Genomic DNA, 21,447 nt, shown 5'->3' with positions numbered 1-21,447 from the left:
TAAACGGGAAACCAGAATATGAGTGAAGTGCTGTTCTACCAGCTCTCGAAATTTCCATTGGAACGGGCCTTGCCCACTCTGCTTGAAAAGTGTCTTGAGAGAGACTGGGTGGTCACGGTCCAGTTTGGAACCGAAGAACGGTGCGATGCCATAGATTCCTATCTCTGGACTTACTCTGATGATGGCTTTCTGCCCCACGGCACCAAGAAGGAAGGCCACCCGGAATACCAGCCCATCTACCTGACAACGGAAAACGACAACCCCAACGAGGCAATCGTTCGATTTCTGGTGGACCGCGCCCCGCTGCCTGATCCTGCGCAGTATCAGCGTGTTGTCTATATGTTTGACGGCAACGATCAGGAAGCCCTACAAGAAGCCCGCCAGCGCTGGCTTGAAGTGAAGGGCAGCGACCACGAACTCACCTACTGGGCGCAGACTGATAACGGCGGATGGGATCGTAAAGCATGAGCATGGATGAAATCGAACGGCGCAAACAGTTGCACGCCCGTTTGGATAAGATGGAAAACGCGAGCGAAGGAAGCTGGGAAGGCCGCAAAGGCTGGTTTGAGCAGGTTTACACCAGTGCCCACGGCGACACCGGCGAGATCCCTTGGGCGGAGTTGGAACCAAAGGCCCCGCTCGTGGAATGGCTGGCAGCAAACAAGGGCGTAGGCCGCACCGCGTTGGATGTAGGCTGCGGTCTGGGCGACAACGCCAATGCGTTTCATGAGGCCGGTTGGAAAACCTCAGCCTTTGATGTGGCACCAACAGCCATTGAATGGGCGCAAAAACGCTTTCCATCAGGGGACATTGAGTTCCGCTGCGCTGATCTGTTCAATCCACCACAAGACTGGATTGGTAAATTCGATCTGGTCTACGAATGCTACACCCTGCAATCAATCTGCACTGAAATGCGCGGCGACTTGGTTGCGCCACTCAAAAGCCTCGTCGCCCCCGGCGGCACGCTGATCATCCTGGCCCGCTATTCTGAAAGCGCTGGCGAAAGCTCGGGCCCTCCATGGCCACTGGTGGATACTGAGATCGCACAATATTGCGATGATGGTTTTGAGGAGGCAGTCAGAAAGACCTTCCTTCAGCATAAAGAAGACGGCCGCAAAATCCCGCACATCTGGCTGGAATTGAAGCGTAGCATGGCGGTGGTGGAAGACTAAAACCAAAACCATCGCAGCAGGCTAACGATGATATACGAATGGGTGCATTACAAAAAGCAATAGCCAAACAAGCAGAGCCAGAGATGAGCCCGCGTAAGCGAGAAGCACTGACAAAAGAGCAATAAGGGCTCCACGAATGGCGACCAGACTTGTAATTAGCCCGGGCTTTGGGAGTGGTGTATCAGAATGCAGTAGGTTCTTTCTTTGTCCATGAAACGCGATTAAGGCAATACATAACCAGCCCAATCCTAGTGTACCAGAAAACAAGACAACGGCGATCGGCTGATCGTTGTATGAGCCAATCAAAGAAGTTGTCCACGGCGTTACAGAGACAAACAACAGCAGAAACAAATTATAGAGGAGCACGGTTGAATCAGCGTAGCGGAGCTGAGCTACAATGTAATGATGATGCAGCCACAAGGTGCCAAGCGCAAAAAAGCTAATCAGCCAGTTGTATAGCTTTGGTAAATCCATCTCCACGAGTTGTAGAACTGAATGCTCCGACACATCAGGAAGATCCAGGTCGAGAACCAACAGGGTGATTGCAATTGCAAATACACCGTCTGTGAAAGCCGCTAATCGACCGATATCAAACTTGTGCACTCGACAACCCTCAGTCTCTCGTTATCTTCTATGCAATCTTCACTGGTAAGCTGGCATGATGCCACAAGCCTGCTGAACGCTAAGCTAACACTGAGGGTAGTGCGAAAACTGCTTTGGTGGGGCAAAGGAACTAACAAGCGCCTCACTTAATCCTTGGTGAGAGGCACATTTCCATATGAGGGCAAACTATGAGGATTGCAGTGACCGGAACCCACGGCAGCGGGAAAACCACGCTCCTTGAGGATTTCGTCGACCAGCATCAAAACTATCAGGCAATTCAAGAACCCTACTGGGACCTCGCAGAGCAGGGCATCGCACTTGCCGGTGAACCATCCATCGAGAGTTTCACCGACCAACTGAACCACAGCCTGCAAACGCTTCTCGCATCGCGGAGTGAGAAACACACCATCTTTGACCGCTGCCCGCTGGACTTCATCGCCTATCTGGAAGTGCTCAGTGAACAAGGGGGCGAAGACTGGGAACCCTCAGGCCAGCTGCTCGCAAAGATCGAAAAAGCCCTCACCACACTGGACCTGATCGTCTTCCTTCCAATCTCGTCACCGGACGAGATCACCACCCCCATCGAATACCCAAAACTCCGCCACCAAACCGACACCCGCCTAAAACAAATCCTCCGCAATGACACGCTGGGCCTATTGGATAGTCTGCCCGAAGTTCTGGAGCTGACCGGATTAAGAAACGCTCGGTGGACTGCACTTTCAAAACGCGTATTTGTGCCCTAAGATATTTTAGGTGTTCAATTATGTTGGTTGCAAAAAGTAGTGATTTTATCCGAAAAGTTCGTCTTGCAAGTATTTGTGAATTATAATGAAATAATTTTTATGTTTTGGATGAGAAATGATTTTTTCTACTAATTTTGACGATACTAGTTTGAGCTCAATCAGAAAGTCAATTTTTGTCTTTGGCTCTATGATTGTAGTTTTTTGGTTGTATGAATTTACTATAAAATTGCCGGAAACATACATAACGTCGATTGGGACGCCGATCGAAGTAAAGTATGATACTGTTATTGCGGCATTGACGGTTTTTCAGGCCTATCTCGCGATACGCTTAAATTTCACATTTGCTATTCAAAAGGCAAAGTTTCAGAAAGTCTGGATAGTCGATGAACAGTCATTTGATGGCGCTTCGTTGTACGCGCAACTTGAAGATTTTGCCGTTCTGGCAGAGGATATCAAAACTGATGCTTACGAAGGTTCACTGGATTTATCCGACCTACCTGAACGGAAGGAAAAAGAGGAGCAATTACAAGCTTGGTTTCTGAGCGCATCAAATCAAGACAATGAAATCAAGCAGATGCTATCCCAGATTAAATCTGATCATGATCGCAGGTTTTCAGAGTTCAAGGATTTGCTAAGCCGCATGCTTCAGCAAAGTGATGAAGCTACAAAACTCCAACTAGTCTCATATGCGCCATCTGGGCCAGCGAGGAGTTCAGCTCCCGAAAACTTGGTTGATCATTCTGATCTTGATCTGGATAAGGTAATAAGTGATTTTCTTGATATTCAAAGAGTTCGAGACGAAAAACTTAGAAGAGCTTTTCAAGGCGGACAAAAATTCTACCAGCTCGGTATCATCGAAAAAATTTCAGAGCTGGAAGAACTCTCCAATAAACTGACGAAAAGTCACTCAGATCTAAGTACAGTCGTTGAAATTTACCGTCAAAGCGCACTTAAGCAGGCACTTGAGATACCTGAAGGTTCTCTTTTGAAGGCTAGAAACAGACGCTTAATGGAGATGTATATCTTTGAACGCTGTGTTCCATTATTCGTGTCAGTAGCAAGTGTAACAATATCTTGCCTGACACTATTGTTTGGAAAGAGTACACTGGTCGAGTGCTTTGAACGTATTGTTCGGTTTTTCTTATGAGGCACAGTATTAGGGCTGCCTTTAGTAGCAACTCTTCGGGCTCTTTCCGCATAGGTCGCTCGATTAATGGCGCGTTCTCTGGCTTTGTCCGGCGTATTCGTATCATTGGAGAGCGTACCAAGTCCTTGAGGTGTGCATGATACTCCGAGATCACTCTCTTCGTAATGTCAGCTCGCCGCTCACCATCATCATCAAAATTTAAAACCCGGCACTGCTTCCAGAACCGGGTTTCACCAATCTCACGATATGCAACAGACTCAGTTCACTGAGATCGCTTCCAGCTCAGCAGACATTTCCAACCATTTCTCTTCAGTCTCTTCCAGTACCTTCACATAGGCAGCGCGGCGGATGGCGTGTTCTTTGGCCTTCTCCGGGGCTTCCGTGTAAATGCGTGGGTCGGCCAGAAGGGTATCAAGCTTTTTGATGTACTTCTGATACTTGGAGATCTCTTTTTCCGCTGCCTCGATATTCTTCTTCAGCGGGGCCAGCTTGGCACGGCGCTCAGCTGCTTCCTTGCGGCGCGCTTGCGATCTGCCTTTTTCGCTGTCCTCGTCAACCACAGCTTTGGACTTGGCATTGCTCTCACCCTTCAGGATCAACCGGCGATACTCCGCCATGTCGCCCTCAAACGGTGTCACCCCGCCATCGGCCACCAGCCACAGGCGGTCCGCACACGCTTCCACCAGATGCCTGTCGTGGCTGATGAGAATGACCGCACCATCATAATCGTTGATCGCATGCACAAGGGCTTCGCGGCTGTCGATATCAAGGTGGTTGGTCGGCTCATCGAGAATAACAAGGTTCGGCCCATGGAACGTGGCCAGACCAAGCAGAAGGCGTGCCTTCTCACCACCGGAAAGATCTTTGGCCGGCGTCAGCATGCGATCAGTCGGCAGGCCGAACCGGTCAACACGCGCCCGCAGCTTGGATTCCGGCGCACCCGGCATCAATGGCCGCACATGCTCAATCGGATTGCTCTCCGGCATCAGATCATCCAGCTGATGCTGCGCGAAAAATGCTGTGCTCAGCTTGTTGGCGCAGGTCATTTCACCAGACATAAGCCCCAGACGCCCCGCAATCAGCTTGGCAAAGGTGGACTTACCGTTACCATTGGCACCCAGCAGCGCAATGCGGTCGTCGTGATCGATGTTTAGCGTCAGGTTCTGCAAGATCGCCTTACCATCATACCCGACAGAGGCATTCTCCAGCTTGATGATCGGTGGAGAAAGCTTGGCTTCTGGCTGCGGAATATGCAGCTCCAATCCAGATGCTTCATCCAACACAGAAATCGGCTGCATTTTCTCCAGCATCTTGATGCGAGACTGTGCCTGCTTCGCCTTGGTCGCCTTGGCGCGGAACCGGTCCACAAAGCTCTGAATATGCTTGCGTTGCTTTTCCTGCTTCTCAGCAGCTTTCTTCTGCAACAGGATTGTCTCACGGCGCTGACGGTCAAAGCTGTCATAACCACCGCGATAGAACGTGAGTTTGCCCCCATCCATATGCACGATGCTGTCCACGGCGTTGTTGAGCAGGTCACGGTCGTGGCTGATCAAAACAACCTGATACGGATAGCGCGCAATGAAGTTCTCCAGCCACATGGTGCCTTCAAGGTCCAGATAGTTGGTCGGCTCATCCAGCAGCATCAGGTCCGGTTTGGAGAACAGCAGCGCAGCCAAAGCCACACGCATACGCCAGCCACCGGAAAAGTTCGCACACGGCTCTTTCTGCTGCTCAGGAGAAAACCCAAGCCCGCTCAGGATCGCAGAGGCACGGGCCTCCGCGCTGTGGCTCTCAATGTCCACAAGCCGCGTATGGATCTCCGCAATTCGGTGTGCATCTTCTGCCGTCTCCGCCTCAGCCAAAAGGGCAGTGCGTTCCGTATCGGCCGCCAACACAACATCCAGCAGCGAATCCTGCGTGCCCGGCGCTTCCTGAGCCACCTGACCCACACGCGCCTTTTGCGGCATGTGAACACTGCCGCTCTCAACCGAAAGCTCGCCGCACAAAAGCTTGAACAGCGTGGACTTGCCAACACCATTGCGCCCAACCAGACCAGTCTTTGCACCACTTGGAATAGTAACGGAGGCATTGTCGATCAAAAGACGCCCGGCAATGCGGTATGTAAGATTAGAAACCTGAAGCATGCCAAGCTGTTTGCCTCCTTAAGAAACACTTGGCAAGTCTTCAGTGGAGGCGAGATCGAATAAATTCCGGCAGATGCAGGCAAATCACAGGTTTCTACCCTAAACCGGAGAACTTGCGCTACCTCTTCCCATAGCGAAATGCCTCAGCCACAAAGTGCGCCACCGCATCACGCGGATAATCCCCTTCCGCAGGCACCCATAAGCAGCGGTTGCCCTCAAACGAGAGCACATCGCCATAAAGGGCGCGCATGTCGGCAATAACGGTGGTCTGGCAATGCACGAACAGCCCGATCCGGTCGCCGAACTTGGGCTTCCAGTGCAGTCGCACAGTGGTGCCGCCGTGTTTTGAGAGAGGACGATAGGCGGGCTCACCCCACTTCAGGCTCTCAGTGACAGAGGAGGGGCCAAACAGCCGCTGGGCGCAGTCGAAAATGAGAGACCGTAGCTCCAAAAGGCGCGCGCGCTTGTCCTCCGGATAGGCGGCAAAGACAGATGCCACACTCTCTGGAAGAGAGAAACCGCCAACCTCCACTGGCACCTCCTTAGTTGGATTCATTATCACGGCGCAGGCTGCTCTGCGGCCTATAAATACATAATCTCTTGATGAAGCTTTGATGGTGTTTGAACAGAGCTATCTAAGATCACAAGAAAGTGCGTATTTGCCTACAAGTTTTAGTTCAATATCACCTGAAGTTGGGTTTAGAGAAGGCATATGAAGGTTGGTAAAAGAATCCGCAGTCCCGACAATCTTGTTACCTGAAAGATGTAGTGCCGCTCGAATGAAATTATGGGCCGACAAGTTTTGAGGACTTGGAAACGCGTCACCCAAAAATGGAAGTATCAGCTCGCCTTTTGTAACGCCAAACTCAAAGTTTGTTTCGAATAATGTGGGAAAAGAACTGTTGCTGGATATAAACTCATCATTCGTAATAAATTTTAACTCGGATATCCCGAATTGCTTCATTGCCGCATCATTGTTCTTCGTCGATCCACTAAAAGAGATGTCGGCAGTTATGCGACCTTCATCATTACGATAACATCGGCCCTGCTCTATTCTAGATATAAGTGCACTTTGCAGATTCAACATGTTCTTAAATTCATCACCTGCAGGGGTGCCTTCTAACTTAGGCATTACATCAACACCGTTGGCATAAGCATAAAGCCTGATCTCAGATAACGTGTATTGTCCATTAGTTATTGTGACATTAGACCGAAGGCCTTCTGAAAGTTGCAGGCCTGTATCGTGCTCTTTTCTGCATAGCATCTGCAGATTTTCTGGACGGAGGATATTGAAGATTTCGTGTTTTCGACGCTCAAGTTTTCCAACTGGAACATTTACAACAGGGGGGCTGCTAATTCCCGCTAATGTCTCATAAATTTGGAAACTGTGCCCATCGCATAACACAAAGTAGTCTGCGGCAATCTCAGGGTGGGTGGCGTATGAGTGTGCTTGCTCCCGATGACTTTGGCTAATTTTCTGGTCCGTTGATTTGGCTTCAACAACGAAACTTCCACGCCTGCCTTCTAGCCCACAAAAATAGTCAGGGTAACCAATCGGCAAGTCCTTTTTCTCTTTTCTGTGCCCGATGCATTTGTAAGGGTAGTTAAGCTTTCTCTCAAGTTCAAGATAAGCTTGGCTGCCGCGCTTATATCCAAGTTCGCGAATTATCGGATCGATAACCTCGTAGCGAACGGTTGTTTCGTTCATCATTTTGCTGACAGTCATACAAGTCCCCAAAAAATGAGTATTACCTATGTAGTTTTTTCAATGAGTCTAAATCTAAAAGTAAATACTATAACGATGGCTACTCTGCTCTATGCTCCCTTTGTTTGATTCGTGTCGGCTAGATCCTAGAAACTGATGTCGTGCTTGGATCTAGATGAAGCAATGCATCGAAGACTTCAATTTGTGGCTCTGAGCCGTACAATTTGCGCACCATCATGCTATAATCAGTTCCGTGCCACCGTTCCATCGCTTCTCGGGATTGCCAATAATAAACACCTCCACCCAAGGCCCGCTCTTCATCGAAGAAGTAGTACTTCTGAATAAGGTCGGGATTGGAGAGCCACTTCCCGGTGGACTGCTGATAAAGATTTAAGGCAGCCTCACGATTAGTTTTCGGCGGTAGTTCAAATTTTACAATCTCTACAATCATTGCAACACCTGCAGGGGTTCAAAGGGAATCCTATCAAATTACGAGGGGTAGGCCTCCTTTGAACTCTCCATCAACCCCACCCAAAAACTTGGCTCAAGGCAACTGGTCCAAACACCTTAATATCCCCTTGAAACTGGGAGTGCCAAACAAGCGCAAACGCAGGTTTAATCAAAGCTTCCGAAACAGGACGGCCTCAGCAACCTCCGGGCGCATCTTATGTCAAAACCCAGCTTCCCCTCGGCGTTTACAATTCTGTTCACGCTAACCATTCTGGTTGCAGTTGCAACCTGGTTTATTCCGGCTGGCAAGTATGATCGCGCCTTGAACGAGGAAATTGGCAAACAGGTACCGGTACCGGGCAGCTTCCATGAGGTCGCACGAAATCCGCAAGGGCCGATTGATGTTCTCATGGCACCGATCGCTGGGCTTTATAACCCCAAGACCGGTCAGGCCAATGCCATCAACGTCTCTGTTTTTGTGTTGGTCATCGGCGGCTATCTGATGGTCGTAAAGCGCACAGGCGCAATCGATGCCGGAATAGCGCGGGTGTTGATGGCTCTCAAAGGGCGCGAGCGCCTGATGATTCCCATTCTCATGGCCCTGTTCGCCTTGGGCGGCACGGTCGATGGCATGGCAGAAGAAACACTGGCCTTTTACGCCCTTGTGATCTCGATCATGATCAGAGCGGGCTATGACTCGCTCACAGGCGTGGCCGTCATTATGCTGGGCGCGGGCGTTGGCACCATTGGCTCAACCATCAACCCCTTCGCCACCGCCATCGCCTCGGATGCGGCAGGCGTCGCCTTCACAAAAGGCATCGGGCTACGGCTTGTGATCCTCGTGGTGGGGTGGGTGCTCTGCGTGTTCTGGGTCATGCGCTACGCCGCCAAGGTCAAAGCCGATCATTCAAAGTCTCTTATCGCGGATATGCAAAAAGACAATGCAAAGCACTTCCTGCACGGCGTCACCATTGAGGAGCTGCCGGAGTTTACCCGTGCGCATGCCCGCGTGCTGGTCATCTTCGTCGCCTCGTTTGGCTTGCTGATCTATGGGGTCTCCGCTCTTGACTGGTGGATGGCACAAATGTCCACTCTGTTCCTTGCCTCATCCATCCTTGTGGCCTTCGTAACTCGAATGGGAGAACACGCCTATATCGATGACTTCCTAGATGGCGCAAAGGATCTTTTGGGTGTTGCGCTTATCATCGGCGTTGCCCGCGGCATCGTGGTTGTCATGGATGCAGGCTCCATCACCGATACCGTACTTCACTGGTCAGAGCAGGTCCTGAGCGGGCTAAGTGAAGTCGCCTTCATCAATGTTGTCTTCTGGCTGGAGCTGTTGTTGTCGTTCTTCGTCCCATCCTCGTCCGGGCTCGCAGTTCTCTCCATGCCCATTATGGCACCCCTTGCTGGCTTCTCGGGCGTGGGGGCCGAGTTAGTCGTAACGGCCTTTCAGTCGGCCAGCGGCCTGTTGAATTTGTTCAACCCAACCTTTGCCGTCGTCATGGGTGGTCTGGCCATCGGCCGCGTCCCATACCTCCAATGGCTGCGCTTCTGCATGCCTCTGGTGATCATGCTGTTCGTCCTGATCTCGCTCGCGCTCTCTTTGAGCGTTTAACGCAGCACGCCATATAGCCCAACTTGCCACGGACAAAACCCGTACTTAACATGCACCAATGCCTACCAGTAAACGCAGTTTAAGACGCATCCTCATCACTGGCACCTCTCACACAGGCAAAAGCACGCTGGCGCAGCGACTGAGCCAGCAGCTCGGTTGGTCGGTCGTCTCAACGGACCAGCTCACGCGCCACCCAGGCAGGCCATGGCCTCAACCACGCCCGCAAGTTGCTGAATATTACAAAAACCTTTCACCCCAGACGACGTTCTGGTTCCTCAGGGTCCACCACGAAAACATGTGGCCACAGGTGGAAGCGATGATTGGCACCATGGCGGAAACAGAGCAGGGCGTAATCATGGAGGGCTGCGCGCTTAGACCGGAACTTATGGTTCAGCTCAACACGCCTGCCTGTCTCAGCGTCTGCCTCTATGACGAACCCGCAGCACTCACCGCCAGAATTTATCGGACCAGCGCCTATGAGACCCGGCCACCGGACACCAAAGCCTGCATTGATGCCTTCGTGGAACGGTCTTTGCTGGACAATGACGCACAAGTTGAAGCCGCAAAAGCTCATCAGATCCAGCTGATAAAGTCGACCGATCACGAAGCAATTGATTTGTTTTGCCAACGCGCCTTGGACGCTTGGAAAGTCACATTCGCAATAGACTCGTAAGGCTACGCCCGCAGCCGCTCCACCATCAGGCGTGAGAGCGTATCAGGTTGTCATCAGGTCCTCTGCTTATTCTGGGACATGCCCCGTTTTCAATAAGATGCAGTCGCCTTATTTCGGATGGAAAGTACAAATACGTAAATGCCCCTGACGTACACCAATAACAAAAGGAATATGATGATGAAGAAATTTATTATCGAGAGAAACGTCAAGGCAGAGAACAAAAACGACCTTGAAGCGATCAAGCAAGGGGCAATGAAGTCCAATGAGGTTCTCGCCAAACTAGCGCCCAAAGTCCAGTGGCTGCATTCCTACGCAACGAAAGACAAGACATATTGCGTCTATCTCGCCGAGGACGAATCTTACGTTCGTAAGCATGCCGAAATTGGCGGCTTTCCCATCGATAGTGTTGCTGAGGTTGAATATATCGTAGACCCAACGCGCGCAAATTAAACATGGGTCTCTCGATTTTTGCTGAGACAGCAGGGGCTGGTTTCTCCCTGCAACACTAGGACATCGAGCAAATCAGTCTCGATGTCCTATGTATTCCAGTCAAGCACACAACGAGGCCGCAAGAGCTCGCCAAATCCAGCTCATACAGACCACCAATCCCAAGGTAGTTGATCTGTTCTGGCAAAGCTTCGCGGACGCGCGCAAGTCACATCCGCGAAAGACACGTAAGGCCAGCCCACAGCCGCTTCTCCCATCAAGCTTGTGAGCACATCAGGCCTTCACCATATCCTCTTCCTTTGCCATGCCATGGCCCGTTTCACGCTGGAAGTAGATCATATCCAGCGCCTCTGGAGTGTGGCCCAGCTGTGTCAGCATGGCGTGCACCTGTCCGCGGTGGTGAGTCTGGTGGTTGAAGAAGTGGAACAACGCCGCGCCAAGCGGCTGTTGCATCACCAGCGGCTTACGGATGGTGCGGTAGATCATGGTCCGCAGGAAGTCTTTCTCCTGCATCTGGTCCACCACAGAGCAGATGCGCTCATCCAGCAGGCGGCGTTTTTCATTGAGCGTGGCAAAATCGCCGGTCATCTGCTCATCAAGGCTGTCGATTGGATCGCCTTGTGCAGTAAACCGGTAAAGCCAGACCTTATCCGCAACCAGCTGATGGTCCATGGTGCCGTGAATGGAATTGAAATACGAGCCAAGATCACGGTGGTAGTCCTCACTCGTGAGCTGTTCACACTCTTTAAGCAATAGATCGTTTGCCCACTTATTATAGGAGGCATACATAACAAATGCTGCTTTCATAGGGGTGCCCTCTTGCGTGTCTATTGCACTAACAATGCACCCCTTTTTGCGTCGATAAATTGACCCACCTCAAATAAATCCTGCAGTAGGGGGAGGCGTGAAGTCGCAACCGCAAAGGCATATCTGCTATGCACGTCGAGAACCCGTTGGAACACGGGCGCTTTTCGCAAAACACTCTGCTTAGTGTCCCCATAGCCCTACCTCCAGCCCATGAAAAACAAAGGGGGCTTGGTCAACCTAATCTACAAGTGAGCGTATGGCAGGACTGCTTGTTGCCACGTCTTTGCAGTAATCACCAGCCTGCTGTCTGACCTGTGGGTGGCTGAGCCAACGGTTTTCTGCCATTCCTGTGCAGGGCAACGTGGGAATACGGATATACCCTCTTGCTTTTTGCGGGGCACATTAAGTATATCTCGCGCGAACCTTTGTGGCGTTCTTTTCTACGCCGCAGGAAAAAAGATTTTTCAAAGAGAGCGGCCTTTGGGACGCTCGCAAAACTGCAGGTAATAACGATGGCGATTGAACGCACGTTTTCCATGATCAAGCCGGACGCAACCAAGCGCAACCTGACCGGTGCAATCACCGCTAAGCTCGAAGAAGCTGGCCTCCGCGTTGTTGCATCCAAGCGCGTTTGGATGTCCCTGCGTGAAGCAGAAGGTTTCTACGCTGTTCACAAAGAGCGTCCGTTCTTTGGCGAACTGACAGAATTCATGTCTTCCGGCCCAACCATCGTTCAGGTTCTTGAAGGCGAAAACGCAATCGCGAAAAACCGTGAAGTCATGGGCGCAACCAACCCAGCGGACGCTGCTGAGGGCACCATCCGTAAGGAATTCGCTCTGTCCATCGGCGAAAACTCCGTACACGGTTCTGATGCTCCTGAAACAGCTGCTGAAGAAATCGCTTACTGGTTCTCCGGCACTGAAATCGTAGGCTAATCCAGCCTTACGATTTTGGCAGCACGCTGAAATCAGAAGAAGCCCGTTTGGTCCCGCAAGGTATCGGACGGGCTTTTTTATGCGGTCATCTACGTAAGCCACAAGATCTTCGTGCTGAAAGGGTTGCATAACCTGAACAATACGCTGGGCTCCCTTTTTTATGACACAATTATAAAATTAAGTCCGCGCGCACGCGGGATAATGGAGCGCGAGATAAATATATGAATATTAATGCAAAATATCTGCTCTTGGGAGCCATTTTGGCATTGCCTGCAAGCGCAGCCGGCGCTCAGGAAAACACCCGGCCTTATTTGAGCCTTGATGCAGCGGGCAAGGGCATGAGTGCCTGTGTAGCGCTGGCGCGAGAGAACGAATGGAACGTGTCCATCGTGATTATTGACCGCGGTGAAGATGTTGTTGCCTCTGCACGTATGGATGACGCTCTGCCAGCCAGCTACAAAGCGGCAACCCTCAAGGCAAACACCTCTCTGGAATGGGGCACGCCCTCCGAAGATGTGAACGCGGTTCTGGAAGAGATGCCGGTCTTTAGGCAATACCCGGCCACACTGGCGATCGCTGGCGGACTTCCAATCATCATTGGCGAGAATACAACCGTTGGCGCGATTGGCGTTGCAGGCGGCTCCGTTGAAGATGACGCAACCTGCGCAAGAGCAGCGCTGGAAGCCATGCGCTGATAGTTGTGTGGGGGTGAGTTCTTGGGTTCAACTTCAAAGGGAATCTATTAGTCTGCAAGAGTATTTTCCCGCGGCAGCCTTGTCGCCATAGGATATTGCTCGCTAATGCCACATCATAAGTTACTGCAATCATTCATTGTAGGGCTCCTGTTAAGTTCCCCCTTTGTTTTCAGTGGCTCTGCTGCAAGCCAATCACCTAAGCCGGTCCAGCCGGCTGGTGAACCTGAGATGCCGGACTGGGTGCTGTCCGTTGATGAGCTCACAACCATGCTTAAGCGCTTTGATGTGCCCGGCATGGCAGTCGTTGGAATAAAGAACTGCGCTCCCACAAAGCCAATGAACATCGGGCTGGCGACACTCAATCCACCAGAGCCGATCGTTGATAACTCGGTATTTGAAGCCGCGTCCTTATCCAAGCCCGTCTTCGCCTATCTGGTTATGCAGCTGGTTGAAGAAGGTGTGATTGATCTTGACCGGCCTATCGCGGACGAGTTGGACTATGCACGCATTACCGATAAACAGCGGTATGGCCAGATAACACCCAAAATGGTGCTAAGCCACCAAACCGGCCTACCCAACTGGGCAGGCAATGCGGGTGATCCGGATCGAGACACTCCAATTGCCTTCACGAATGATCCGGGCACGCACTACGCCTATTCAGGAGAGGCCTTTGAACTCCTGCGCCATTACGTGGAAAGCAAAACCGGGAAGCCGCTAAACCAGATTTTTCGTGAGCATCTCGGAGCGCTCATGCCTCAATCCACATATGTAAGTCCTCTGCCAACAGGTATCTCGCTCACCAGAGGCTATAAGAGCGCGCAGAACACGCAAGAAAGCCGCGGTTTCACCAATCTTCGTGAGCGCGCCAACGCAGCTGCAAGCCTTGTAACAACGCCGCGCGATTATAGTCGCTTCCTGGGTTGGGTGTGTGAGCGCAAAGGCTTGTCCGAGGAAAGTTATTCGGCAATCTTCTCGCCCATTACACCGGTGCCAGCACAGGCATCTTCAGAGAAAGACCCTATCTATTATGGTCTCGGGTGGGGGGTAACAACTCAGGGAAGTGAAGTCGTAATCTTCCATGACGGCAACAATGATGAGTACCGAAGCATCTTCGCGCTTTTCCCGGAAAGCGATGAAGGCATTGTGGTCTTTACAAACGGCAGTAATGGCGGCGCGCTGATTGATACCATGATTGAGCAGATGCAGTGACCAAAGCCGGAACGTGTGTAAGCGCACTGTGAGCTCCGGTGTCTGAAATAAAGCCCCACTAATCGAGCAGCGTGCACGACGCGCACAACTTCACGAGACAGCTTGTCGAGCGATTCAAGTCGCACCTCGCAGGTTGTATTTCGCTCTCGGGTGCCCTGCACAAGGTCGGTGTCGGCGGATGATCGACCGGCACGGCCAGAAAAGACTGCCTTTTGACCGCAGGAATGCCTTTTTTACTCAGATGCAGAGCTGTGGGGCCCATCCTGCGGGATTATCCTGAATTAGCCATGATATGTGCTCGAGAAAGCAGCGCTTTGCTCTGGAAAAGCGCATGTGTGCCGCAAACGATGACCTGTCGATCCTCAAAGGATATGGCAGACCACTACAATTTTCGGAGAGATCGAACAGTTATTAGCTTCTGTTGTTAAGGATGAGTCTTGTTCGCCTAGGGGTATATTGCCGCCTCTTTTAAAGGGCGTAGATTGGCACGATAACCAGAAAACACACAGGCCGACATGAAAGGGATGGGTGATTTTTGATGAAAACTGAGTTCGTTAACACCAGCCGACCGGCACCAATCAGTCTAACGAAAACATTTGAAGCCTCCATTCACGAGTTCTCCAACTCGGGCGTGGAAGCAACCTCGCTGGAACAGATCAGTGCTGTCACGGGTGTGCCCTATGAAAGGCTGTCGCAAACCTTTCACGATACGGCCAATCTGTTTTCCAATGTGGTGAAATGGTACTTACGCAGATACGAGCACCAGATCCTTTCCGGTTTTGCAATGCACTGCAATCCGGTCGGAGCCATCCGCATTGCCCTTTACGAATGCATCGAGATCTTCTGCGAAGACGAAGACGCGGAGGATGGGTTCCTCGCGGTTAAGCTGTTGGAGCTCCCGGACACGGACGGCGTCATTGCCAGACAGTTGTCCCAAATGAAAGGGCAGGCCAACGCCCTCCTTCTCCAGAAACTGGAAGACTGCAAAGGCCGGTTCGCCACCAGCTTCAACCCCGTAGAGCTAGCCGACTTTTATACAGAGATGATGGTCATCATCATTAGGCAGGCCTGTGAAGGGGTAAAGAGAGACGATCTCTATAGTCTCGCAGACGCCAGCCTCGAACGACTGGAAAACCAGCCAGTCGTCCACTAACTCTCCAAACATCCGTGACACAAAGAGGCGGACTGCAATCCGCGCAAGGACCAGTCCGCTTCCGAAAACTGCAATGCCTCCCGCTCACAGTCTGTTCTCACGCCAAATTGTATGCCGCGAACATATAGGGAACATTTGCAGGTGATTGAGAACGAACAACATACCTGAACGACTGGATAAGATCTGACGGGAATAAAATGATATCAGAACATAACATGAACATATCGAGCCGAAGCAGACTTGCGCGCACGTCGGCAAGCTGAGAAAGATCCGCTTGCTCTGTTGCTCGCACCTGCATAGAAAGCACTGCGGATTTGGCCCGCCAGCGGTCTCTACGCCTCTGAGCCCTGCGCTGTCATGGCTTCTTTAGGCTGGGACCGCGCTGGAAGGGTCGCAACAGAGATCATCACTACAAAATCAATGAAATCCCTTAATGATAACAATCTAGAATTTGTTGTGCGTATGAAACGAAAAACAAGGGCTTACCCTTGAGGATGGGAGAACGCAGAGCCTCGCGTTGTGTGCTGTAAGCTGAAAGCCATGCACGAGCGCGACGATGGGCGCACGCAGGCCGATAGCAGGCCCGCCCACGGTTGATCTTGGAATGGTGTTCTCGTGGTCAATGACAACAACTCATATCAGGCTATCTTAAGCGCGGCCCTGACGCTGTTTCTGACGCAAGGCTACGCCACCACAACCATTGCGCAAATCTGCCGGAAAAGCAGGATCAAAACCTCCACGCTCCATCAATACTTTGAGGACAAACCGGAGATCGCTATCGCTCTTTGGGATCAGGCGGTGGCGGGTTGGACCAGAGAGACACGTAACACCCCACAAAGCGCGAGTGCGGAAGATACCATCAAGGCATCGGTCAACGGTTTGCTCCGGTGGGGCAGTGCCAACCCGGAGCTGTTCCGTCTCTTTGAGAAGCTCAAGGTAAGGGCGCTGACTGATGATGACTTCACGCCCATAAAACAGCAGATGGAGAAGGTTCATCTACAAGGGGATGCGCTCTATGCGACATGGCGCGTGCTTGGGGCAGTCAAACCAATCCCCTGGTCAGTTGCCTCTGCGCTCATTGTCGGCCCGGCTTATACGTTACTAAGCACGGAACGCAGGGTTTCTGACAAGGACAGGAAGTTTTTGGTCAACATGGCGTGGGAAGCGGTCAGGAAGTAGCAAAGAGGCAGTAAGAGGGAACTCAGCTCCCTATAGCTTTCCCAGTGCTTTGATGATCTGACTGCGGGTATTTGGGGTAAAGTAAAACGCCTTCCAACCCAGATCCTGCGCCGCCCTAACGTTGGCTACCCGGTCATCAATCAGCAACATCCGCTCTGCAGGCACATTGAGCGACTGGATGATATACTGAAAGAATGCCACGCTGGGCTTGAGTACACCCATACGGCAAGAGGAAAAGACAGCCTCCACCCGGTCCTTATAGCCCATCTGCTGTTCAATATAGCGTGTGTGCAGCTTTCAGTTATTGGTCGCAATCACCTGACGGATCGGTGTGGTAGAGTGCTTTTCCACCAAAGCCAGCAACTCATGGTCCGGGTGGGCATCCTTTTCAAACCAGTAAAGCAGAAACGCATCAAGGTCTCCCTTTTACCCTGTCTTCTCCGCCCAATGGGAAACGAGCTCTTTCAGGTCAGCCCGTAAGTGAACACGGGCGCAACTGCGTTAATCAACCAGTAGCACGTTAAGGCTGTATCAAGCTTCAAGAATGCGTCAAACCACCTATTATTTGCTGGTGGTTTCTTGACAATTTGAGCGTTTACCTTGATCAGTTGAGGGAACGAGAACAAGTCTAGAACACATATTTTATTGAGTACGCCAAGCATGTCCAAGCCCGAAAAGCCACAAAGGTTTGCCTCCGCATGTCCTCATGATTGCCCTTCAACCTGTGCACTTGAGGTCGAAGTCTCTGCAAACGGACGCATAGGACGTATTCATGGCACACGCGACAACGACTACACTGCTGGGGTCATCTGCGCAAAAGTCGCTCGCTATTCCGAACGCTTGCATCATCCGGACCGTTTGACCAAGCCTTTACGCCGCACAGGACCCAAGGGCTCAGGCCAGTTCGAAGAGATCAGCTGGGAAGAGGCACTTCAGGAAGTAACGCAAAAGTTTCTTGAGGCGGAAGAGAAGCACGGCCCGCAGACCGTCTGGCCTTACTACTTTGCTGGCACCATGGGGCTTGTTCAGCGCGACAGCATCAACCGTCTGCGCAACGCCAAGAGCTACTCCGGCATGTACCAGACCTTCTGCACCAACATGGCGTGGACAGGTTACATCGCCGGAACCGGTAAGCTCGCTGGGCCTGACCCGCGCGAAATGGCACTCGCTGACACGGTCGTCATCTGGGGCACTAACCCTGTCGCTACCCAGATCAACGTCATGACCCACGCCATCAAGGCCCGCAAAACCCGTGGGGCCAAGATCGTAGTCATCGATGTTTATAAGACCGAGACCATGAAACAGGCCGACATAGGACTCGTCCTGAAACCGGGCTCCGACGCAGCACTCGCGTGCGCCGTCATGCATGTTCTCTTCCGTGACGGCTATGCTGACCACGCCTACATGGAAAAGTACGCCGACGCGCCTGCCGAGCTCGAAGAACACCTCAAAACCCGTAGCCCGGAATGGGCCAGCCCGATCACCGGCCTGACTGTCGAGCAGATCGAAGATTTCGCGAAACTGGTTGGCGAAACCAAAAAGACCTTCTTCCGTCTCGGCTACGGCTTCACCCGCCAACGCAACGGCGTCGTCTCCATGCACGCCGCCAGCTGCATCGCGGTTGTAGGTGGTCATTACCAGTACGAGGGAGGAGGGGCGTTCCACAACAACGGCGCCATCTTCGGCCTCAACATGTCAATGGTCGAAGCTCACTCGCTCCATGACAGCTCTATCCGTAAACTCGACATGTCTCAGGTCGGACGCGTTCTGACAGGCGACAAAGACGCGCTCATGGACGGCCCTCCGGTCACCGCCATGCTAATCCAGAATACCAATCCGGTGTCGGTAGCCCCTGAGCAGTCCCTCATCAAAGAAGGCTTTGCCCGCGAAGACCTCTTTACCGTGGTCCACGAACAGTTCATGACCGAAACTGCTATGATGGCTGACATCGTCCTGCCAGCAACCCAGTTTCTGGAACATGACGACATCTACAAAGGCGGCGGACATCAGAACATTCTCTTCGGTCCAAAACTGGTCGACGCCCCGGGCGAAGCCAAGCCGAACCTGTTTGTCCTCAACGAACTTATCAAACGCCTCGGCGGGGATAAGCACGAAGCCCACGACATGACCGCCCGCGAGCACATCGACTGGATGCTTAAAAACTCCAAGTATCCCGGCGGCCTGCAAGAGCTGGAAGAAAAGCGCTGGATTGATTGCCAGCCGGATTTCGAGGAGGCCCACTACATCAATGGCTTTGGCTACGAAGACGGCAAATTCCGCTTCAAGCCGGACTGGCCAAATGTACCAGCTCCAAACGCTGGGCCGATGGGACCATGGCAACAGATGCCAGCCCTGCCGGATCATTGGGAGGTCAATGAGACACCTACTAAGGACTATCCATTCCGTCTGGCCACCTCGCCATCACGCTCATTCCTCAACTCCACCTTCAACGAGACCCCAAGCTCTCTGAAAAAGGAAGGACGCCCTACGGCCATGCTGCACTCAGACGATGCCACCGCGCTGGGCGTGGAAGAGGGCGACAAGATCATGCTCTCCAACCACCGCGGTGAAGTCTACCTGCACGCCTCCGTCGGCGACCGTCCACAAAAGGGAACAATCATCGCAGAAGGCATCTGGCCTAACGCTGCCCACGAGAATGGAGCAGGCATCAACACGCTCACCAGTGCCGACCAAACCGCCCCCTTCGGCGGCGCTGCCTTCCACGACATCCACGTGGCAGCGCGCAAAGCATAAGAACGCCCAAAAACCGTAAATTGCGCAAACCAACGCACATTTCAACGCAAACAGAAAAGGCCGCAGAAAACGATGTCTGCGGCCTTCATTTTATCTCTAAAGAAATCACCTTATCTCATTAAGAAATAATCTTTTTCCCTTCAGGCTTCATACCTTCAACCTTCACGCGGAAGCCGTCAATCGTCGCTTTGCCGCTGGCAACAGCCGCAAGGGCCTTGGGATAGATTTCATGCTCCACCGTCAGAACTCGCGCCGCCAGCTCATCCGGGTTATCCCCGTCCAGTACGGGGACAGCACCTTGTGCGATGATCGGACCCACATCCATTTCGGAGGTCAGGAAGTGCACCGTGGCGCCATGGATGCGAACACCTTCCTCAAGCGCCCGCTCATGCGTATGTAGCCCCGGAAAGCTTGGCAGTAGAGCAGGGTGGATGTTGATCACGCGGCCCTGCCACTGGTCAACAAACCACGGCGTCAAAAGGCGCATAAACCCTGCAAGAACAAGGAGCTCCACATTGTGTTCTAAGAGTTTGGCATGCAGATCGCGGTCAAAAGCCTCCCGGTCCTTGCCGTAAAGCTTGTGATCCAGTGCAAAAGTCGCAAAACCCTCGTCAGACGCGCGGTCTAGCCCCTTTGCGTCTGGCCGGTTAGAGCCAACCACAACGATTTCCGCTGGATAATCAGCGGCTTTGGCGGCCTCGATGAGCGAGACCATGTTGGATCCGCGCCCTGAAATCAAAACGCCAACACGTTTTTTCGGCTGCATGCTCATTTGGCAAAACCCAGCGAGCCGTCAAACACAACCTGCTCAGCCTCGTCCTGTGCTGCTTCCAATGTGCCAAGTGTTACAACAGTTTCACCTTCACGCTCAAGCACTTCGCGAACCGCATCCGCTTTATCAGCCGCAACAGCAACCACCATGCCAACACCGCAGTTGAAGGTCCGCAGCATCTCAAACTGCGCAATGCCGCCAGTTTTAGCCAACCAGCCGAACACTGCTGGAGACGCAATCGCAGAAAGATCGATCCGCGCCGCAAGGCCTTCAGGCAAAACACGCGGCAGATTTTCAGGAAGACCACCACCGGTGATGTGTGCCAAGGCCTTGATACCATTGGTCTCTTTAATCGCCGCAAGCAATGGCTTCACATAAATACGGGTCGGCTCCATCAGCGCTTCGCCAAGTGTTTTGTCAGCGTCAAACGGCGCTTTATCAGCCCATGTCAGGCCGGACACTTCAACGATCTTGCGAACCAGAGAGAAGCCGTTGGAATGAACGCCGGAAGACGCAAGACCCAGCAAAACATCACCTTCGCCAATATCTTTGGAAGGCAGCAGCGTACCACGCTCAGCCGCACCAACCGCAAACCCGGCCAGATCATAATCACCTGCCGCATACATACCCGGCATTTCAGCAGTTTCACCGCCGATCAACGCCGCACCAGAGATCTTGCAGCCCTCGGCAATCCCCGCCACAACGTCCGTTGCCATGTCCACGTCCAGCGCGCCTGTCGCGAAATAATCAAGGAAGAACAACGGCTCAGCGCCTTGCACCACAAGATCGTTCACACACATGGCAACAAGATCAATCCCCACGCCATTATGAACGTTGGTATCGATCGCAATCTTCAGCTTGGTGCCCACGCCATCATTGGCGGCCACAAGAACAGGGTCTTTAAACCCGGCACCTTTCAGATCAAAAAGGCCGCCGAAGCCACCAATGTCACTGTCAGCACCCGGGCGACGCGTTGCTTTCACCAACGGGCTGATCCGCTTGACCAGTGCGTTCCCAGCATCGATGTCGACGCCCGCTTGTGAATAGGTGAGGCCGTTGTGGCCGGTCTGGTCCTGGCTCATGGATACTGCTCCGCATCATCAAGAGTGTGGCGGCATGACCGCCTCTTTAATTTGGCGGCATAAAACCAAAACTGCAGGGAATTGCAAGGCCGAAACCAAAAGGAAACAGCACTAGCCTCCGAGAAATCAGCAGATCTGTGCAGAACCAGCTAAGCATTT

General features: G+C 52.4%; 22 protein-coding genes. 13 read left to right on the top strand and 9 right to left on the bottom strand.

Features of this window, described 5'->3' with window-relative positions:
* The first annotated feature begins 18 nt into the window (after positions 1-18).
* Positions 19-468: a DNA polymerase III subunit chi gene (locus IE076_RS00885; protein ID WP_189434529.1), complete on the top strand. Its 450-nt coding sequence runs from the start codon at positions 19-21 to the stop codon at positions 466-468.
* Positions 465-1,172: a class I SAM-dependent methyltransferase gene (locus tag IE076_RS00880; RefSeq protein WP_189434527.1), complete on the top strand. Its 708-nt coding sequence runs from the start codon at positions 465-467 to the stop codon at positions 1,170-1,172. Before IE076_RS00885 ends, IE076_RS00880 begins: the two co-directional genes overlap by 4 nt.
* Positions 1,173-1,193: 21 nt before the next feature.
* Here IE076_RS00880 and IE076_RS00875 read toward each other — a convergent pair whose 3' ends face one another.
* A complete protein-coding gene (locus tag IE076_RS00875; protein ID WP_189434525.1) occupies positions 1,194-1,775 on the bottom strand; it encodes a TMEM175 family protein in 582 nt (193 codons plus the stop codon).
* A gap of 188 nt (positions 1,776-1,963) precedes the next feature.
* Between IE076_RS00875 and IE076_RS00870 the strand changes: the two genes are divergently transcribed.
* The gene (locus IE076_RS00870; RefSeq protein WP_189434523.1) at positions 1,964-2,518 is read left to right on the top strand and encodes an AAA family ATPase; all 555 of its coding nucleotides are present in this window, start codon (positions 1,964-1,966) and stop codon (positions 2,516-2,518) included.
* 115 nt (positions 2,519-2,633) lie between these two features.
* The gene (locus tag IE076_RS00865) at positions 2,634-3,665 is read left to right on the top strand and encodes a hypothetical protein (RefSeq protein ID WP_189434521.1); all 1,032 of its coding nucleotides are present in this window, start codon (positions 2,634-2,636) and stop codon (positions 3,663-3,665) included.
* A gap of 257 nt (positions 3,666-3,922) precedes the next feature.
* Here the strand turns inward: IE076_RS00865 and IE076_RS00860 are convergent, their stop codons facing one another.
* From IE076_RS00860 to IE076_RS00845, 4 genes are all read right to left on the bottom strand, one after another.
* Complete coding sequence (locus IE076_RS00860; protein ID WP_189434519.1) at positions 3,923-5,809, bottom strand: ABC-F family ATP-binding cassette domain-containing protein; 1,887 nt, start codon at positions 5,807-5,809, stop codon at positions 3,923-3,925.
* Positions 5,810-5,927: 118 nt separating this feature from the next.
* Positions 5,928-6,341, bottom strand: coding sequence for a DUF1801 domain-containing protein (locus IE076_RS00855; protein ID WP_209008739.1), 414 nt, complete (start codon positions 6,339-6,341; stop codon positions 5,928-5,930).
* Between the two features lie 99 nt (positions 6,342-6,440).
* Positions 6,441-7,535, bottom strand: coding sequence for a type I restriction enzyme HsdR N-terminal domain-containing protein (locus IE076_RS00850; protein ID WP_189434515.1), 1,095 nt, complete (start codon positions 7,533-7,535; stop codon positions 6,441-6,443).
* Between the two features lie 118 nt (positions 7,536-7,653).
* Positions 7,654-7,965: a hypothetical protein gene (locus tag IE076_RS00845; protein ID WP_189434513.1), complete on the bottom strand. Its 312-nt coding sequence runs from the start codon at positions 7,963-7,965 to the stop codon at positions 7,654-7,656.
* A 216-nt stretch (positions 7,966-8,181) separates the two neighbouring features.
* Between IE076_RS00845 and IE076_RS00840 the strand changes: the two genes are divergently transcribed.
* The 3 genes from IE076_RS00840 (at position 8,182) to IE076_RS00830 (ending at position 10,705) form a co-directional block, all read left to right on the top strand.
* Entirely contained in the window at positions 8,182-9,582 is a 1,401-nt protein-coding gene (locus tag IE076_RS00840) for a YfcC family protein (protein ID WP_189434511.1), read from the top strand.
* A gap of 58 nt (positions 9,583-9,640) precedes the next feature.
* Positions 9,641-10,255, top strand: coding sequence for an AAA family ATPase (locus IE076_RS00835; protein ID WP_189434509.1), 615 nt, complete (start codon positions 9,641-9,643; stop codon positions 10,253-10,255).
* A 177-nt stretch (positions 10,256-10,432) separates the two neighbouring features.
* Positions 10,433-10,705 (top strand): DUF4242 domain-containing protein, encoded by a 273-nt coding sequence (locus IE076_RS00830; protein WP_189434508.1) that lies wholly within the window; start codon positions 10,433-10,435, stop codon positions 10,703-10,705.
* 270 nt (positions 10,706-10,975) lie between these two features.
* Here IE076_RS00830 and IE076_RS00825 read toward each other — a convergent pair whose 3' ends face one another.
* Complete coding sequence (locus tag IE076_RS00825) at positions 10,976-11,509, bottom strand: DinB family protein (protein ID WP_189434506.1); 534 nt, start codon at positions 11,507-11,509, stop codon at positions 10,976-10,978.
* Between the two features lie 512 nt (positions 11,510-12,021).
* On the opposite strand from IE076_RS00825, the gene ndk reads away from it, so the two are divergent.
* From ndk to IE076_RS00800, 5 genes are all read left to right on the top strand, one after another.
* Entirely contained in the window at positions 12,022-12,444 is a 423-nt protein-coding gene (gene ndk / locus IE076_RS00820) for a nucleoside-diphosphate kinase (protein WP_008551976.1), read from the top strand.
* 221 nt (positions 12,445-12,665) lie between these two features.
* A complete protein-coding gene (locus tag IE076_RS00815) occupies positions 12,666-13,139 on the top strand; it encodes a GlcG/HbpS family heme-binding protein (RefSeq protein ID WP_189434504.1) in 474 nt (157 codons plus the stop codon).
* Between the two features lie 228 nt (positions 13,140-13,367).
* Entirely contained in the window at positions 13,368-14,348 is a 981-nt protein-coding gene (locus IE076_RS00810) for a serine hydrolase domain-containing protein (RefSeq protein WP_189434502.1), read from the top strand.
* 538 nt (positions 14,349-14,886) lie between these two features.
* The gene (locus IE076_RS00805; protein WP_189434500.1) at positions 14,887-15,501 is read left to right on the top strand and encodes a TetR/AcrR family transcriptional regulator; all 615 of its coding nucleotides are present in this window, start codon (positions 14,887-14,889) and stop codon (positions 15,499-15,501) included.
* Positions 15,502-16,116: 615 nt separating this feature from the next.
* A complete protein-coding gene (locus IE076_RS00800; RefSeq protein ID WP_189434498.1) occupies positions 16,117-16,680 on the top strand; it encodes a TetR/AcrR family transcriptional regulator in 564 nt (187 codons plus the stop codon).
* A gap of 30 nt (positions 16,681-16,710) precedes the next feature.
* Here IE076_RS00800 and IE076_RS22580 read toward each other — a convergent pair whose 3' ends face one another.
* Entirely contained in the window at positions 16,711-16,947 is a 237-nt protein-coding gene (locus IE076_RS22580; RefSeq protein WP_209008738.1) for an HAD family hydrolase, read from the bottom strand.
* A gap of 393 nt (positions 16,948-17,340) precedes the next feature.
* Between IE076_RS22580 and IE076_RS00790 the strand changes: the two genes are divergently transcribed.
* On the top strand, positions 17,341-19,434 hold the full coding sequence (locus IE076_RS00790; protein ID WP_189434496.1) for a molybdopterin-containing oxidoreductase family protein: 2,094 nt from the start codon (positions 17,341-17,343) through the stop codon (positions 19,432-19,434).
* 118 nt (positions 19,435-19,552) lie between these two features.
* Here the strand turns inward: IE076_RS00790 and purN are convergent, their stop codons facing one another.
* Positions 19,553-20,206 (bottom strand): phosphoribosylglycinamide formyltransferase, encoded by a 654-nt coding sequence (gene purN, locus IE076_RS00785; protein WP_189434494.1) that lies wholly within the window; start codon positions 20,204-20,206, stop codon positions 19,553-19,555.
* On the bottom strand, positions 20,203-21,288 hold the full coding sequence (gene purM / locus IE076_RS00780) for a phosphoribosylformylglycinamidine cyclo-ligase (RefSeq protein WP_189434493.1): 1,086 nt from the start codon (positions 21,286-21,288) through the stop codon (positions 20,203-20,205). The genes purN and purM overlap by 4 nt, the downstream gene beginning before the upstream one ends.
* Positions 21,289-21,447: the final 159 nt, after the last annotated feature.

The organism is Pseudovibrio japonicus (assembly GCF_014651595.1).
Classification (GTDB): Bacteria; Pseudomonadota; Alphaproteobacteria; order Rhizobiales; family Stappiaceae; genus Pseudovibrio; species Pseudovibrio japonicus.
Note: the sequence above shows the minus strand (reverse complement) of the source record. Positions and strands in the feature narration are given on the sequence as shown.

What these genes read in the sequence shown, in the direction of transcription:
- IE076_RS00885 (WP_189434529.1), top strand. Translation starts at nt 19, where the DNA reads ATGAGTGAAGTGCTGTTCTACCAGCTCTCGAAATTTCCATTGGAACGG.
- IE076_RS00880 (WP_189434527.1), top strand. Translation starts at nt 465, where the DNA reads ATGAGCATGGATGAAATCGAACGGCGCAAACAGTTGCACGCCCGTTTG.
- IE076_RS00870 (WP_189434523.1), top strand. Translation starts at nt 1,964, where the DNA reads ATGAGGATTGCAGTGACCGGAACCCACGGCAGCGGGAAAACCACGCTC.
- IE076_RS00865 (WP_189434521.1), top strand. Translation starts at nt 2,634, where the DNA reads ATGATTTTTTCTACTAATTTTGACGATACTAGTTTGAGCTCAATCAGA.
- IE076_RS00860 (WP_189434519.1), bottom strand. Translation starts at nt 5,809, where the DNA reads ATGCTTCAGGTTTCTAATCTTACATACCGCATTGCCGGGCGTCTTTTG.
- IE076_RS00850 (WP_189434515.1), bottom strand. Translation starts at nt 7,535, where the DNA reads ATGACTGTCAGCAAAATGATGAACGAAACAACCGTTCGCTACGAGGTT.
- IE076_RS00845 (WP_189434513.1), bottom strand. Translation starts at nt 7,965, where the DNA reads ATGATTGTAGAGATTGTAAAATTTGAACTACCGCCGAAAACTAATCGT.
- IE076_RS00840 (WP_189434511.1), top strand. Translation starts at nt 8,182, where the DNA reads ATGTCAAAACCCAGCTTCCCCTCGGCGTTTACAATTCTGTTCACGCTA.
- IE076_RS00835 (WP_189434509.1), top strand. Translation starts at nt 9,641, where the DNA reads ATGCCTACCAGTAAACGCAGTTTAAGACGCATCCTCATCACTGGCACC.
- IE076_RS00830 (WP_189434508.1), top strand. Translation starts at nt 10,433, where the DNA reads ATGAAGAAATTTATTATCGAGAGAAACGTCAAGGCAGAGAACAAAAAC.
- IE076_RS00825 (WP_189434506.1), bottom strand. Translation starts at nt 11,509, where the DNA reads ATGAAAGCAGCATTTGTTATGTATGCCTCCTATAATAAGTGGGCAAAC.
- ndk (WP_008551976.1), top strand. Translation starts at nt 12,022, where the DNA reads ATGGCGATTGAACGCACGTTTTCCATGATCAAGCCGGACGCAACCAAG.
- IE076_RS00815 (WP_189434504.1), top strand. Translation starts at nt 12,666, where the DNA reads ATGAATATTAATGCAAAATATCTGCTCTTGGGAGCCATTTTGGCATTG.
- IE076_RS00810 (WP_189434502.1), top strand. Translation starts at nt 13,368, where the DNA reads ATGCCGGACTGGGTGCTGTCCGTTGATGAGCTCACAACCATGCTTAAG.
- IE076_RS00805 (WP_189434500.1), top strand. Translation starts at nt 14,887, where the DNA reads ATGAAAACTGAGTTCGTTAACACCAGCCGACCGGCACCAATCAGTCTA.
- IE076_RS22580 (WP_209008738.1), bottom strand. Translation starts at nt 16,947, where the DNA reads ATGGGCTATAAGGACCGGGTGGAGGCTGTCTTTTCCTCTTGCCGTATG.
- IE076_RS00790 (WP_189434496.1), top strand. Translation starts at nt 17,341, where the DNA reads ATGTCCAAGCCCGAAAAGCCACAAAGGTTTGCCTCCGCATGTCCTCAT.
- purN (WP_189434494.1), bottom strand. Translation starts at nt 20,206, where the DNA reads ATGAGCATGCAGCCGAAAAAACGTGTTGGCGTTTTGATTTCAGGGCGC.
- purM (WP_189434493.1), bottom strand. Translation starts at nt 21,288, where the DNA reads ATGAGCCAGGACCAGACCGGCCACAACGGCCTCACCTATTCACAAGCG.